The 14,897-nt window shown below is 71.7% G+C and carries 12 protein-coding genes and 1 pseudogene; 4 read left to right on the top strand and 9 right to left on the bottom strand.

Features of this window, described 5'->3' with window-relative positions; genetic code table 11:
• Positions 1 to 79: 79 nt before the first annotated feature.
• Positions 80 to 439 (top strand): annotated as a pseudogene (locus ACFFR3_RS20145) (transposase family protein); the annotation flags it as partial.
• A 36-nt stretch (positions 440 to 475) separates the two neighbouring features.
• Here ACFFR3_RS20145 and ACFFR3_RS20140 read toward each other — a convergent pair.
• Both ACFFR3_RS20140 and ACFFR3_RS20135 read right to left on the bottom strand, forming a co-directional pair.
• Positions 476 to 835, bottom strand: a complete 360-nt coding sequence (locus ACFFR3_RS20140; protein ID WP_379483659.1) for a DUF488 domain-containing protein — start codon at positions 833 to 835, stop codon at positions 476 to 478.
• 113 nt (positions 836 to 948) lie between these two features.
• On the bottom strand, positions 949 to 1,545 hold the full coding sequence (locus ACFFR3_RS20135; RefSeq protein ID WP_364373866.1) for a GntR family transcriptional regulator: 597 nt from the start codon (positions 1,543 to 1,545) through the stop codon (positions 949 to 951).
• 62 nt (positions 1,546 to 1,607) lie between these two features.
• On the opposite strand from ACFFR3_RS20135, the gene aceE reads away from it, so the two are divergent.
• Positions 1,608 to 4,067 (top strand): pyruvate dehydrogenase (acetyl-transferring), homodimeric type, encoded by a 2,460-nt coding sequence (aceE, locus tag ACFFR3_RS20130; protein ID WP_364373578.1) that lies wholly within the window; start codon positions 1,608 to 1,610, stop codon positions 4,065 to 4,067.
• Positions 4,068 to 4,094: 27 nt separating this feature from the next.
• Here aceE and ACFFR3_RS20125 read toward each other — a convergent pair whose 3' ends face one another.
• From ACFFR3_RS20125 to ACFFR3_RS20095, 7 genes are all read right to left on the bottom strand, one after another.
• Positions 4,095 to 5,384: a sensor histidine kinase gene (locus tag ACFFR3_RS20125; RefSeq protein WP_345386429.1), complete on the bottom strand. Its 1,290-nt coding sequence runs from the start codon at positions 5,382 to 5,384 to the stop codon at positions 4,095 to 4,097.
• Positions 5,381 to 6,070, bottom strand: a complete 690-nt coding sequence (locus ACFFR3_RS20120) for a response regulator transcription factor (RefSeq protein ID WP_364373584.1) — start codon at positions 6,068 to 6,070, stop codon at positions 5,381 to 5,383. Before ACFFR3_RS20120 ends, ACFFR3_RS20125 begins: the two co-directional genes overlap by 4 nt.
• A 93-nt stretch (positions 6,071 to 6,163) precedes the next feature.
• Positions 6,164 to 7,501, bottom strand: coding sequence for a cation:proton antiporter (locus ACFFR3_RS20115; RefSeq protein ID WP_364373587.1), 1,338 nt, complete (start codon positions 7,499 to 7,501; stop codon positions 6,164 to 6,166).
• Positions 7,458 to 8,864 carry a cytochrome P450 gene (locus ACFFR3_RS20110; RefSeq protein WP_379483622.1) on the bottom strand — a complete coding sequence of 469 codons (1,407 nt, stop codon included), beginning with the start codon at positions 8,862 to 8,864 and terminating at the stop codon, positions 7,458 to 7,460. Before ACFFR3_RS20110 ends, ACFFR3_RS20115 begins: the two co-directional genes overlap by 44 nt.
• A complete protein-coding gene (locus ACFFR3_RS20105; RefSeq protein ID WP_379483621.1) occupies positions 8,858 to 10,246 on the bottom strand; it encodes an alpha-hydroxy acid oxidase in 1,389 nt (462 codons plus the stop codon). Before ACFFR3_RS20105 ends, ACFFR3_RS20110 begins: the two co-directional genes overlap by 7 nt.
• An 11-nt stretch (positions 10,247 to 10,257) precedes the next feature.
• Positions 10,258 to 11,814: an NAD(P)-binding domain-containing protein gene (locus ACFFR3_RS20100; RefSeq protein WP_345386419.1), complete on the bottom strand. Its 1,557-nt coding sequence runs from the start codon at positions 11,812 to 11,814 to the stop codon at positions 10,258 to 10,260.
• Positions 11,815 to 12,092: 278 nt separating this feature from the next.
• Positions 12,093 to 12,845, bottom strand: coding sequence for a DUF4352 domain-containing protein (locus tag ACFFR3_RS20095; RefSeq protein WP_379483620.1), 753 nt, complete (start codon positions 12,843 to 12,845; stop codon positions 12,093 to 12,095).
• Between the two features lie 136 nt (positions 12,846 to 12,981).
• Here ACFFR3_RS20095 and ACFFR3_RS20090 point away from each other — a divergent pair, with 136 nt between their 5' ends.
• Both ACFFR3_RS20090 and ACFFR3_RS20085 read left to right on the top strand, forming a co-directional pair.
• On the top strand, positions 12,982 to 13,728 hold the full coding sequence (locus tag ACFFR3_RS20090) for an SDR family NAD(P)-dependent oxidoreductase (RefSeq protein ID WP_345386415.1): 747 nt from the start codon (positions 12,982 to 12,984) through the stop codon (positions 13,726 to 13,728).
• A 97-nt stretch (positions 13,729 to 13,825) separates the two neighbouring features.
• A complete protein-coding gene (locus ACFFR3_RS20085) occupies positions 13,826 to 14,734 on the top strand; it encodes a hypothetical protein (RefSeq protein ID WP_345386413.1) in 909 nt (302 codons plus the stop codon).
• Positions 14,735 to 14,897: the final 163 nt, after the last annotated feature.

Here is a 14,897-nt window from a genome sequence, read left to right as displayed (position 1 = left end):
CTTCCATCTCCGTACGGCGGAGCGCTGATCACAGCATGATCGCGAGGTTGACGTTCGCCTGATGACATGGCGAAACCCCGTCCAAGTGATCGCCGCACCGGACGGAACGATCCTGTGGACCTCGGGCGCGCTGCCCGGCAAGACCCATGACCTGCGCGCGGCCCGTATCTGGGGCATCCTGCGGGCCGTGGAGCAGGCCGGCGTCATCACCCTGGCCGACAAGGTTCACCAGGGAGCCGAAGGCCTGGTCCGCACCCCGTACAAGGGCAGGAAAAAGCCCGCATCCCAGAAGCAGGCCAACCGCTCCCAGGCCAGGCTCCGCAGTCCGGGTGAGCGCGCGAACGCCCTGCTGAAGAACTGGAAGCTTCTCCGAAAGCTACGTTGCCGCCCTTCCAAGGCCGGCCACCTGTGCAAGGCCATCGCCGTTCTGCAGAGCCACCGCGAGTTGCGCAGGCGGCGCGAGGATGAAAAGCGTTCACTGACGGCCCAGCCGAGCATTGACCCGATCGAGTACCACCTGCCGATGGCATCTGTCCTCGCTGGCTTCGAAACAGAGCACGCCCGTCAGGCCTTTTCTGGCCAACGTCACAATGTCGTCGATGGCATCGTCTGCCTCAGGAGACTTGATCTCTTGGGCGTACGCGGCCACCGCTTGAGCGAGCTCTGCTCCTCCTATGCCGAATCCGGCTCGATTCCACTTGGGATTCCCGAGCTGCGGCATATGGACATAAGCGATGTCGTGCGCGGACATGGCCTCGGACAAGCGTTTTCTGCTGAACCCCGGTTTGCGGGAGATCGGATTCAGGCGGACGTCGACAAGATTCGCGACGCCCATGTCGATCACGTCGCGGACGAAACCGTCAAGATCACGCCCCTCATACCCGAGGCCGATGACGCCGCTTCGCTCATTTGCAGGCACGGTGCACAGCCTTCCATACGGACGGCTGGTCAGGGGGCGTAGGCGAGGACGTGGTTTCTGATGAGGACCGGGAGGGCGGGGTCGTCGCGTTCGATGGCCTCCACCAGAGGCTCGTGGTCCAGGGCGTTCTCGTGGGGGCGCAGGCCCAGCAGGCGGATCGACAGGTGGGTCCAGACTTCGACGCCCAGCGACTCCCAAACGGACAGCAGCACCTCGTTGCCGGCCGCCGCGACGATCTCGCGGTGGAAGGCGACGCCGTGGCGGACCTGGTCGGTGCGGGAGCCGGTGGCGATGGCCTGCCGCAGGTGGGCTAGGTTATCCCGGAGCGCGTCGGGGGAGGGGCGGCCGAGACGGACGGCCGTCTCCTCCAGGCCGGCTCGCACCTGGTAGACCTCACGCAGGTCGGCCTCGGTGAAGCCGCGCACCTGCGCGCCCTTGTTAGGGGAGGTTTCGATCAGGCGCAGTGTCTCCAGCTCGCGCAGCGCCTCGCGGACCGGGGCCTGGCTGACGCCGAGCTCCGCCGCGAGCCGGCGCTCGACGATGCGGTCGCCGGGCGCCCACCGGCCGTCGATCAGGCCCTCGATGATCGAGGATCTGATCCGGTCGCGCAGCGGGACCCTCACCACCGGTTTCACGCCACGATCCTAGCCGTCTTCGCACATGGGATGATCGATCATAGGATGGATGTATGGAGACAGACTGGGACCCCCAAGAGACGGCGGAATGGCTGGAGTCGCTCGAAGCCGTCCGCCGGGAGGCCGGCCCCGACCGGGCCGAGTTCCTGCTGCGACGGCTGGCCACGAGCAGCCGCTACGTCAACACGGTGGCGACCGATGACGAGCCCGACTACCCGGGTGATCTTGAGCTGGAGGAGCGCGTAGCGGCGTACGACCGCTGGAACGCCGCCGCGATGATCACCAGGGGCAGCAAGCTGGGGCTCGGCGGCCACCTGTCCACCTACGCCTCGGCCGCCTGGCTCTACGAGGTCGGCTTCAACCACTTCTTCCACGGCGAGCACGACCAGGTCTACTTCCAGGGTCACGCCTCGCCGGGGATCTACGCCCGCGCCTTCCTGGAAGGCCGGCTGAGTGAGGAGCAGCTCGACCTGTTCAGGCGGGAGCCGGAGGGCGGCCTGCCGTCCTACCCGCACCCGAGGGCGATGCCGGGGTTCTGGCAGTTCCCGACCGTGTCGATGGGGCTGGGGCCGCTCAACGCCGTCTATCAGGCCCGGTTCAACCGCTACCTCCTCAACCGCGGCATCAAGGACACTTCGGCCTCCCACGTGTGGGCGTTCCTGGGCGACGGCGAGATGGACGAGCCCGAGGCCACGGCGGCGCTGACGCTGGCCGCGCGCGAGGGCCTCGACAACCTCACGTTCGTCATCAACTGCAACCTGCAGCGGCTCGACGGCCCCGTACGCGGCAACACCCGCATCGTGCAGGAGCTGGAGGGCGTCTTCAGGGGCGCGGGCTGGAACGTGGTCAAGGCGCTGTGGGGCCGCGACTGGGACCCGCTGCTCCAGAACGACGAGCTGGTGGCGCGGCTGTCGGAGACGCCCGACGGCCAGTTCCAGACGTTCGCCGCCTCGCAGGGCGACTACATCCGCGAGAAGCTGTTCCACGGCATCGAGGTGCCCCACTCCGACGAGGAACTGCGCCGGATCGTCGGCGGCTCGCGGGCGGGCCACGAGCCGCGCAAGGTGTACGCCGCCTACCGCCGCGCGCTCGACCACCGGGGCGGCCCGACGGTGATCCTCGTCCAGACGGTCAAGGGCTGGACGCTGGGCGCCGGCGTCGAGGCGCGCAACGCCAACCACCAGATGAAGAAGCTCTCCCAGGACGAGTTCCGCGACCTGCGCGACCGCCTGGGCCTGCCGATCAGCGACGCCGCGCTCGACGGCGACCTGCCCCCGTACGCGCACCCCGGCCCCGGCTCGCCCGAAGCCCGCTACGTGGCCGAGCGGCGCGCAGCGCTGGGCGGCCCCGTGCCGTCGCGGAAGGTGTCCCACCACCCGCTGGCGGCCCCCGACGCGCGTCCCTTCGACAAGCTGGCCAAGGGCTCGGCGCAGCCGGTGGCGACCACGATGGCGTTCGTGCGGCTGGTGAAGGACCTCATGCGGGAGCCGGAGACGGGCCGCCGCTGGGTGCCGATCGTGCCCGACGAGGCCAGGACGTTCGGCATGGAGTCGCTCTTCCCGTCGGCGAAGATCTACTCGCCGCTCGGCCAGCGCTACGAATCCGTCGACCGGGACCTGCTGCTCGCCTACACCGAGTCCACCGAGGGACAGATCCTGCTGGAGGGCATCACCGAGGCGGGCTCGATGGCGTCGTTCACCGCCGCCGCCTCCAGCTACGCCACCCACGGCGAGCCGATGATCCCGTTCTACATCTTCTACTCGATGTTCGGCTGGCAGCGGACCGGCGACCAGATGTGGGCGCTGGCCGACCAGCTCGGCCGGGGCTTCCTCGTCGGCGCCACGGCGGGCCGCACCACCATGACGGGTGAGGGGCTGCAGCACGCCGACGGGCACTCCCAGCTCATCGCCTCGACCAACCCGGCGTGCATGGCGTACGACCCGGCGTTCGCGTACGAGGTGGGCGTGATCGTCCGCGACGGCCTGCGGCGCATGTACGGCGAGGCCGGCGAGAACGTGTTCTACTACCTGACCGTCTACAACGAGCCCAAGCCGCAGCCCGCCATGCCGGAGGGTGCCGAGGAGGGCATCGTCAAGGGCATGTACCGCTTCTCCGAGGGCGGCGGGCAGGCGCAGCTGCTGGCCAGCGGCACCGCCATCCACTGGGCGCTGGCGGCGCAGGAGCTGTTGCGCGAGGAGTACGGCATCGGCGTGGACGTCTGGTCGGTGACCTCGTGGAGCGAGCTGCGCAGGGACGCCATGACGGCGACCGGCGTGCCGTACGTCCAGGAGGCCCTGGCCGGGGCGCGCGGGCCGGTGATCGCGGTCAGCGACTGGATGCGGGCGGTGCCCGACCAGATCGCCCCCTGGGTACGTCAGCCGTGGACCTCGCTCGGCACCGACGGCTTCGGCCTGTCGGGCACCCGCGAGTCGGTGCGGGAGCACTTCGGCGTGGACCCGCGCTCGATCGCCGACGCGGTGCTCAAGGCCGTGCAGGAGGAGTCCGGCGCCTGAGCCGGCATCGTCAGGCCCCGCCGGTGTTCAGGGCTTCGAGGCCGGTTCCGGGCGGGGTTCTGCGGTGAGTCCGGGGTGGTGGGCGGGCAGGCGTACGGTGAAGGCGGCGCCTTCGCCCGGCCGCCCGTCCGCGGTGATCGTGCCGTGATGGCCCTCCACGACCTCGCGCACGAGCGCCAGCCCCAGCCCGAACCCGGTCCCCTCGAACCGGCCGAACAACCGCTCGGTGTCCGCCGGGTCGAGGCCGACCCCGTCGTCCTCGACGGTGAGCAGCACGACGCCGGGCTCGCACGACAGCCGCATCCCGATGTGGCCGCCCGGCCCGGTGTGGCCGAGCGCGTTGTCGAGCAGCGCGGAGACGACCCTGCGCAGGGCCGACTCGACGCCGCGTACGACGTGGTCGCCGGGCCCGTCGCAGCGCACCTGCACGTCCACGCCGCGGGCGGCGGCCCGCGCGCCGTCGGCCGCGGCCACCTCGGCGGCCAGCACGGCGAGGTCCACCGGCCCGAACGGCCGCCGCAGGTGCTGGAACTGGGCGGAGCACAGCAGGTCCTCCACCACCTCGCCGAGCTGCCTGGTGCCGATGACGAGGTGATCGGCCTCGTCGATGAGCAGGATCGGGTCGGTGCCGCCGCGCAGCCGCCTGGACAGCAGCTGGGCGCGGGTGTTCAGCCGGGTCAGCGGGGTGCGCAGCTCGTGGCTGACGTCGGCGGCGAAGCGCCGCTGCCGGGCCAGCGCCTCGCCCAGCGGCGCGATGGCGCGGCGGGCGACGACCTGGCCGACGACCAGCGCGGCCAGCAGCCCGGCCACCTCGGCGCCGAACAGCGTCTGCAGCAGCCGCTGCCGCTCCGACACCTGGTAGCGCAGGTCGAGCGCGGCCTGCACGATGGTGTCGCCGCGGCGGCGGGTGTGCACGAGATACTCCTGGCCGGCCGCCGTGACCTGCACGGTCTCCTCGGGCACGCCGCCGGAGACGTGGTTGATGGAGCTGCGCAGGGGCAGCTCGGCGGGCGCGCCGGGCGAGGCGGTGATGGTGCCGTCGGAGCGCAGCTGGTACAGCCAGACGCAGGGCGGCGGGTACGCCACCGGCGATCGCGCGGCCGTGACCGCCAGGTCGCGCATCGCGGCGGTGCCCTGGCTGTGCACCATCGCGCACCACACCAGTACGCCGACCAGCGCCAGCACCACCGAGAACGCCCCCGCCACCTGCACGGTGACCCGGCGGCGGGCCCGTCTCAGCAGGCGGCGGCCAGGATCGGGCTCCGGCTCAGGACGCCGCCCCGGGTCGGCCGGGCGGTGCGGCGCGATGACGCTCACAGCGCGCCCAGGCGGTAGCCCACGCCGCGTACCGTGCTCACCACGCCCGCGCCCAGCTTGCTGCGCAGGTAGTACACGTAGGTATCCACGATCGACTCCTTCTTCGCCCCGTCGAAGACCTGCTGGCGCAACGCCCTGCGGGTGTGCACCTGGCTCGGGCGCGCGGCCAGCGCGCTGAGCAGCCGGCACTCCTGCCCCGACAGCATCACCTGCTCGCCGCTGGGCAGCCGGACGATGTGGGACTCCGCGTCCAGCCAGCCCTCGCCAAGCGGCAGCAGCGTGGCCATGTCGAGGTTGCGGCGGTGCAGCGCCCGTACCCTGGCCAGGAGCTCGTCGATGTCGAAGGGCTTGACGAGATAGTCCTCCGCGCCGGCGTCGAGCCCGGTGACCCGGTCGGACACCGAGCCGAACGCCGTCAGCAGCAGCACCGGAGTGGTGACCGCCTGCCGCCGCAGCCGCCGCAGCAGGTCGATGCCGTCCATCGAGGGCAGGCCGCGGTCGACGACGAGCACGTCGTACGCGCGGCTCAGCCCAAGGTGCAGCCCTCGCTGTCCCTCCAGCGCCAGATCGACCGTGTAACCCTGTTCGGTGAACAGGTCGACCAGCATCGGCCCAAGTTCGCGGTCGTCCTCGACGAGCAGCAGCCGACGGGAGGGCGGGTCGGCCGTGCCTGAAGTCCCAGCCACGGCACCACGGTTACACCACTGTGGCGGAAAAACCAGATCCACCCGTCTCATTGGCCTTCCAGAAGAAGTGTCCACACCCGCCCACCTGGGCGATCACGGAGAGTTGGATGGAACTTCCACGGGCCGCTCGGCCGGCGCCTCGGCCTTCGTGGTCAGCTCCAGCCGCTCGGGCAGCGCGAGCTTGTACAGTGGCAGGGCGGCCGCCGTGGTCAGCACGGCCACGAGCACCAGCATCGAGAACAGCTCCGTGGTGATCATCTGCTGGGCGAGCCCGATGTTGATGAAGATGAGGATCATCAGGCCGCGGGCGTTCATCAGCCCGCCCACCGCGTACGACTCCCGCCACGAGAACCCGAGCCCGCGCATCGCCAGCGAGCACCCGAAGTACTTCCCGGCGAACCCGGCCGCCAGGATCAGCAGGAACGCCAGCACCATGGCGCCGCCGGTGATGCCGCCGAGCTGGGTGTTCAGCCCGGAGAAGGTGAAGAAGACCGGCAGCAGCAGGGTCGAGACGACCTCCATCATGCGGCCGTGCAGGACCTGGCGGAACTCGGGGTTCCGCGGCATGGCGAGGCCGGCGAAGAAGCCGCCGAAGACGGAGTAGACGCCGATCCAGTCCGTCATCCAGCCGGCCGCCAGGGGGACGAGGATCACCACGTACATGCCGGTCGGGCCGAGCCGCCCGGTGCGCGCGACGCTGTCGCCCATCGGCCGCAGCAGCGGGGCCACGACCTTGAGCATGACGATGGCGAACAGAGCGGTCAGCGCGACCGTCGGCAGCGCCCCCGCAGGGCCGTCACCGAGGTGCATGGCCGTCAGCACGGCGAGCAGGCACCAGGCCAGCGCGTCGTCGATGGAGGCGCCCAGCAGGGACAGGCGGCCGAGCGGGGAGTTCTCCAGGCCGCGCTCGTACAGGATCCTGGCCAGCATGGGGAAGGCGGTCAGCGACAGCGCGCCCCCGACGAACAGGGCGAACTGCAGCGGCGGCACCTCCGGGCGGGACAGCAGGTCGTACAGCACGAGGCCGGTGCCCGCGCCGAGCAGCAGCGACGGCAGGATGCCCGACGCGGCCAGCACCGACGCCTTGCGCGCCTCGCCCGGCGTGCCCGCGCTGTGGTCGAGTCCGGCGCCGACCAGGAACATGTAGAGGGTCAGGCCGATGGTGCTCAGCACGTACAGGACCGGCCGGACCTCCGGCGGGAACAGGGTGGCCTGCGCCTCGGGGAACAACCAGCCGAACAACGTGGGCCCGAGCAGCACGCCGGCGACCATCTCGCCGAGCACGCGCGGCTGCATCACGAGCTGGGCCAGCCTGCCGCAGATCGCCGCCGTGATCAGGATGACGACGAGGGCGGGCAGGACCTTGAGCACCAGGGAGAGGTTCGGGTCAGAGGGAGCGACGTGCGCCAGGTTGATGACCAGGGTGGGCATACCGGTCCTCCGCATCGGAAGCGTCAGGGGGGTTGGAGGCGGCCTCGGCGAAGTGGCGCTCGCACAGCCGTTTGCGGTGCGCGTCCCACACCATGTACGTGCCGAGGACGAGCTGGACGAGGCCGCGCCAGACGTCCTCCCAGCGGTCGCGCACCCGCAGGTACGCCAGCGCGAGCCGGGGCCGGTGCGCGGCCCCGCGCGGGGTGAGCAGGCAGGGCCCGCGGCTGGGCAGGGATCTGGTGTGGGTGACGGAGGAGTCGAGGACGTAGCGGCCGAGCACCTCCCGCGCCACCGCGCGCATCGCGATCGGCGCCAGCCGCCAGGCCGGGCACGGCCGGTTGGCCGCGACGCCGAACGGGACGTGGTTCAGCTCCTTCGCCGGCCGATCGCAACGGCCGGGGTCGAAACGGGCGGGGTCGAAGCGGCCGGGGTCGGCGAACCCCGTCCGGTGGAACTCCGGATAGTTGAAGCACAGCACGGAACCGGCCGGGATCGTGGTGTGCTCGTCCAGCGCGATGTCGCCGCTGGTGATCCGGTGGGCGATGCCGAACAGTGGGTAGAGCCGCAGCGTCTCGTTGATCACCCGGTCGAAGTGGCGGTCATCGGACGTGCGCGCGCGTTCCTGCTCCCCGGGGTGCTGGGCGAGGACGAGCAGCAGATGCGCCATGGCCTCACTGAGCTGCACCACGGCGGTGTTGAAGAACGCGCCCTGCAGGTAGTACGCCTGCTCCAGCGAGGTCAGGCCGCCGGGCAGCGGCACCCGTACCCTGTCCAGGCGGGGCAGCAGGTAGCGGGTCAGGCGGTCGCGGCGGCCCATGTGCCGCAGGCCCGTGCACTTGAGCGAGGTGACCACGTCGTCGGCGTTGGCCGCGATCAGGTCGCGGGCCTCGCGCGGGCAGCGCTCGGCGAAGACCAGCTCGTACGCGAACTCCGCCCACACCGGCATCATCAGGTCCCGCAGCCTGACCAGCCCGCGCACGCCCGCCACGCCGCGCACGGCGCACCGGCGGGCCAGCTCCTCCACCTCGCCCTTCGGCACCGCGAGCAGGGCGCGGGTGGTGCGGGCCACGGCGTCGTACCGCTCGCCCGGCTCCAGGTGCTCCTGGTGCATCTCGGGGCCGGGGGCCAGCCAGTACCAGAACAGGTCCGACAGCGCCGCACCCTTGCTGCGGCCGTTCGCGGCCGGGTGTGCGTACAGCTCGCGGAAGCGCTCGACGCCTACCAGCTCGCCTGGCACGGGCACGCCCTCGTCGCCGTTGATCCGGGCGAACACCCGCTCGCGCAGCGCCACCACCCGGCGCGGCAGCCACCACGGCAGGCTCATCAGTACGGCCACCACCAGCAGCACGACGGCGATCAGCATGGCCGCACCGTGTCCCGCACCGTGTCCCGCACCGTGTCCCGCACCGTGTCCCGCACCGTGTCCCGCACCGTGTCCCGAATCATGTCCCGAACCATGTCCCGGCTGAGGCCGGCCAAGCCGGCGCAGCCGCACAGCGTCATGGCCTCCTCGAACTGGGCCCGCAGCAGGCCGAGCACGCCGGCCGCGCCCGCCTCGCCGCCGGCGGCGAGGCCCCACAGCACCGGACGGCCGACCCCGACCGCGGCGGCGCCCAGCGCCAGCGCCTTGACCACGTCGGTGCCGCGCCGCACCCCGCCGTCCATCAGCACCGGCACCGCGCCCGCGACCTCGGCCACGACGTCCGGCAGCAGGTCGATCGCGGCGGGCATGCCGTCGAGCTGCCGGCCGCCGTGGTTCGACACCAGGATCGCCGCGGCCCCGTGGTCGATCGCGAGCCTGGCGTCGGCCGGGTGCGTGACGCCCTTGACCACGAGGGGCAGGTCCGTCATGCGGCGCAGCATGGCGAGGTGCTCCCATGACAGCTCGGGCCACATCACGATCGGCCGCACCGGGCCGTCCGGGCCGTCGCGCAGGTTCTCGCAGTGCAGGTGGGCGGGCAGGTCGTGGAAGCCGTTGCGGACGTCGCGCTCGCGTACGCCCATGACCGGCGAGTCGGCCGTGACCACCAGCGCCGTGCAGCCCGCCGACTCCGCGCGGCGCACGACGCGCTCGGTGAAGGCCAGGTCGGGCTGGACGTAGAGCTGGAACCACAGCTCGGCGCCCGGCGCCGCCGCCGCCACCTCCTCGACGGCGACCGTGGCGGCCATGCTGACGATCATGATGGTCCCGGCCGCCGCCGCGGCCCGCGCGGTCGCCCGCTCACCCTGCGGGTCGGCCAGGCGGTGGAACGCGGTCGGCGCCACCAGCACCGGCATGGACGCGCGGCTGTTCAGCAGGGTCACGCCGGTCTCCGGTATGCCCGCGCCGCGCAGCACCCTCGGCACCAGAGCGAGCCGGTCGAAGGCGGCCTCGTTGGCGCGCAGCGTGATCTCCTCGCCCGCGCCGCCCGCGAAGTAGTCGTAGTGCGCGGGGGCGAGGCGCTCGCGGGCGGCGTCCTCGAAGTCCCGCAGCCGCCAGCCGCTCATCGGGCCGCGCGGGCGGGTGGCGGCCGGGCCGCGCGGCCCGGCCATGGGGTCGCGGACCGGGCCGTGCGTCGGGCCGTAGCGGGGGTCGCTCAGCGGGACGGCCGGGAGGGGCGGCGGGCCGTTCACCGGGCCGTTCACCGGGCCGTTCGCGGGGCCGTTCGCCGGGACGGGCGGCGGGACGGGCGGCGGGACGGGCGGCGGGGTGCGGGCCTGGTCGCGCGGCGAGGTGCGTGCCGGGTCGTGGACGGGGCTGCTCATCGTCGGGCGCATCACGCGGGGACCGCGGCCGTGCGCCGGGCGAAGAACGCCCGCAGCGGCTCCACGTGCACCTCGGGGGAGTCCCACTCGTTCTCCAGGTTCTCCGTCACGTGGTGCACGGCGACCGGCTGCCCGGGGAGATGGTGGCGGACGACCGGATGCAGGTAGTGGCCCTCGTGGGCGCGGGCCGCGTCGCCCTGGCCCGGCCGGGCGACCTCGATGTCGAAGGGGTCCACCTTGTCGTGGCCGGGGCCGTACTCCAGGGTGATCGAGAAGTGGCCGTGCTCACCGATCGGGTGTTCGCGCAGGTCGTACGGCACCTCCTCGTAGTAGCGGGCGGTGCCGCCGTCGAGTGTGATCACGTCGGCCAGCAGCCCGAACTGCTGCCACAGGGCCGAGGTGCGGTTGATCCTGGCGACCACCGCCGCCGCCAGCGCCGCCGGGTCGGCCGGCAACTCCTGGGCCGGCCAGGACACCCCGTGGTGGCGCGACTCCAGCACGCGGTGCAGGGCCCGCACGCCGTAGCGGAAGCCGTGGATGAAGCCGCTCGTGCCCTGCTTGAAGTCGCGCGACTGGGTGATGGTGCCGGCGAAGTACAGGCCGGGGACGTCCACCGACTCGTACGCGGGTGTCAGCGCCGGGAACCTGCCGTCGCACGCGAGCGCCGGCCGGCACCCGGGCGCGAAGATCGAGTCGTCGAAGCGGAACCCGGTGCAGACGATGACCCGGTCGTACGGGATGTCCTTGGTGATCTCGTCCACCCGGACGAAGGCCACGCTCACCAGGTACGTGCCGTCGGGTTGCCGCTCGATGTTCCTGACGTGCCCGTCGAGCACCGCGTTCTGGGACTTGAGCTGGTAGGTGTCCAGCATGCTGTTGTTGATCGCGCGCAGGTGGCCCACGTAGTGGGTGCGCCAGGCCAGCCGCACCGAGCGCGGCCCGGCGACGTGGATGACGGCGGCGGTCTCGACCAGGTTGTCGGCCGTCTCGAACGCTGAGTTGCCCTTGCCGATGATGAGCACCCGCTGGTCGGTGTAGTCGGCGGGGTCGATGGACGCGTCGCCGTACAGGTCGGCCGTCTCGATGCCCGGGATGGGCGGGATGTTCGGCTTGCTCACCCCGGTCGCCACGACGACCCGCCGCGCCTCGAACGTCCGGCCGTCCTCGGCCGTCACCACGAAGGGACCTGGCCGCTCCACCCTGGCCACCTGGGCGCCGTACTCGATCCGCAACCCGCAGGACCGCGCGAAGTCGCCGAGATAGCGGACCATGTCATCGGCATGCGGGAAATACCGGTCGCTGTAGCGGGTGAACAGCAGCTCCGGGTCGTCCGACAGCAGGGAGTTCCAATCCATCCGCAGGTTGAGCTCGGGGTCGTCCCAGCCGGTGTGCTTCTTGTTGATCGAGATGAGCGTGCGGTGGCGCGGGAACGTGCGGAAGAACAGGCCCGGCGCCGCGCCCGCCTCGAGGATCACGTAGCTGCGGCCGGACTTGTGGAGGAAGTGACCGAGCTGGAGGCCCGCGGGCCCGGCGCCGATCACCACATAGTCGAGGGGGTTGTCCGCCATGTACGCCTCCGTCACGACAAAGTGCTTGACAGGACGATCGACATTTTTGGCAAGCAATTCTCAGAGAATGCTCAGAGCGCGCGGCCGCCGTGCCGGGCCGGGCACGCTTGCCCGGTGCCGGTCCGCTCGTCGGGGGGCCGACCGCGCACGCCTCGTCCATGTCAGGATGGCCGGCCTGGACCCGCTCGATCGGGCCGGCTGTACATGACGATCGCATTGACCATGATCACTCAGGTCGGTCTCAACTGCCGCTGGTGAACGTCAGCGCCGCCGACGTGCTAGGCCAGCGTCCACTCGGCCTTCTGCGAGCCGAGGCCGGCGTTGATCGCGTACTGGAGCTTGACGGCCCGTGCCGCCTGCGGCACCTCGAACACCACCACACCCATGCGCGAGTCGCCGCCGCTGATCGACACCGTCGCGCCGAAGTCCTGCCCCTCGCTGATCTGCTTGACGCTGGGGCGGTATTGCCGGTTCTCGTGGTCGATGAGCCAGGCGCTCAGCAGCGGGGAGTCGGTGAACTGGGTCTGGCCGGTGTTGGTGAAGGTCATCTCCACGGCGACGAGCTTGCTGCCCGCCGCCGGCTTCACGAACTCGGTGGCGGGCGTGGCCTGGTCGATGACGCGGCTGACGGTCGCGGTGAGCTGCAGGGCGGGGTCGATGGACTGGAGCGCGATCGACCCGCCGAGCCCCGCCGGCCCGGTCTGTTGCTGAAGAATTTGGTCAGCCTGCGTCTGGGCTGGGTCGGTCTGGGCTGGGTCGGTCTGGGCGGGGTCATTTTGGGCTGGGGCGGTCTCCTGGGCGTCGGCCAGCGGCTCCCTGGACGGCATCACCATGGTCGCGGAGCTCGGTGAAGGCCCGCCGCCGGTGTCGGTCAGCACCAGCGCGAGGGCCGCGCCGCCGCCGAACAGCAGCATCGGCAGGCCGACCACGAACAGCACGATCAGGGGAAGGTTGTCGTTGCGCGTGGCGGGCGGCGGCCCGTAAGCCGGCTCATAGGCCGGCCGGTGGTACGTCGGGGGCGGGTATCCCACGAGTGACTCCTGATGGGGGACGGGAGTGTTGGGACGTTCCACCCGGCCATCCGGTTGTCCTTGATCGGTTTCCGGGGGCGCTGTCCATCCTAGGCCGCCGGAAGGCGCTTGCCGAGCATCCCCTATCGTGCGGGGGATGAGTGGACGTGGAGTACTTGTCACCGGAGCGTCGAGGGGCATCGGCAGGGCCGTCGCGGCGGCCTTCGCCGAGCGGGGAGACCGGGTCGCCATCCATCACCGAGACTCGGCCGGCGACGCCGCTAGCCTGCTCGGCGCGCTGAAGGGCGATGGGCACGCGGTGGTCCAGGCGGACCTGGCCGACCCCGAGGCGGTCAGGTCGATGGTGGCCGCGGCGGCCGAGGCGCTGGGCGGCCGGATCGACGTGCTGGTCAACAACGCGGGCGTGTTCCTGCACCACCCGATCACGGAGCTGACGTACGAGGAGTGGCAGGACGCCTGGCAGCGCACCCTGGGCGTCAACCTGATGGGCGCGGCCAACACCGCCTGGTGCGCGCTGCGGCACATGGGCGAGGGCGGCAGGATCGTCAACGTCTCCTCGCGCGGCGCCTTCAGGGGCGAGCCCGACAGCCCGGCGTACGGCGCGAGCAAGGCCGGGCTGAACGCGCTCGGCCAGTCGCTGGCCATCGCCCTCGCGCCGCGCGGCATCGCGGTGGCCACGGTCGCCCCCGGGTTCGTCGAGACCGACATGACCAACGAGCACCTCAAGGCGCCGCGTGGCGACGCGATCAGGGCGCAGAGCCCGTTCGGGCGGGTGGCGCGGCCCGAGGAGATCGCCGCGGCCATCGTGTACCTGGCCTCGCCCGAGGCCGAATGGGCCAGCGGGGCCGTCCTCGACCTCAACGGGGCCTCTTACCTGCGCTGATGCCGGTCTGCCGGGGATCCCGTGATCTGTCGGCATTCCGCGGCTATTGTGAATTCTCAGGACGCCTCGGAACTCGTTCGTTCGTGAGGGGGTCGGTGTGGCCGGTCGCCGCGGGTACGCGTGGTCATCGCTGGCGATCTGCGTCGCGATCGTGCTCGCCGCCCTCCTCCTGCACGGCGTGTTCGGCGACATCGGGCTGCTCTACACGGTGCTGCTCATCCCGATCGGGCTGGCCGTCTTCATCGTGGCGCACGACGTCCTGCACCGCAGGAACGCGGCCGCCACCGAGCGGCGGCAGCTCGCCAGGGAGCGCGATCACGTCCGGCGCACCGTGGACTTCATCGCCGACCCCGACCTGACCGAGCAGGAGCGGCTGGCCGTCATCGACGCGTTCATCCCGCGCTTACGCCGCGAGCCTGCGGACTCGCTCCACGATCGGCCTGCGGACTCGCTCCACGATCGGCCTGCGGATTCGCTCCACGATCGGTACGTGCTCGTGCCCGAGCTGGCCGCGCCCGCCCGCGCCCTGCTCGAACGCGCCAGGCGGGCCGTCATGTCCGTCTACACCTCGCAGGCCATGCGGTTGCGGCTGCTCGACGGGCTGGCCAACGAGGTGCTGCTGCCCCGGCAGATCTGGGAGATCGCGGTGCTGCTGCGTACCCAGACCCGGCTGTGGCAGGAGCAGGAGCGGGCCATGAGCGGCGTCGTCACGCCCGAGCTGCGGGCCGTGCTGGCGCCGCAGCAGGAGGCGCTGCACCGCTCGGCGGCGGCCGTGGAGGCCCGGGTGACCCGGCTGGAACGCTACGCGCACCGGGTCGCCGAGGCCGACGCCGCCCTGCGCGCCCGCGACGCGCTGGCCCGTAACGACGCGTACCGGGCGCTGCTCGCCCACACCGACGACACCGACGGCCTCGCCGCCCTGGAAGCCCAGGGCGAGGCGTTGGAGGAGACCCTCGCAAGGACCGTCCGCCAGGCCGTCGAAGCCGGCCACACCCTCGCCACCTGATCACCGGCCTGTGTTGCCGTGGCTTTGGGGGAAGGGCGGGGTGTTCTCCGCCGGTGTGGGCGGGCGTCCGTTGACGCTCCCGCCCGTGACCCCCGCCGACCCCGAGCGGCCGCCCGTGGTGACCTTCGGCAGCCCGGCCCCACCTCCAAGGGACGGCAACACA

It is taken from the genome of Nonomuraea salmonea, from assembly GCF_042428605.1.
In the GTDB taxonomy this organism is placed as follows: Bacteria; Actinomycetota; Actinomycetes; order Streptosporangiales; family Streptosporangiaceae; genus Nonomuraea; species Nonomuraea salmonea.
This window is presented reverse-complemented; position numbering and strand designations above follow the sequence as displayed.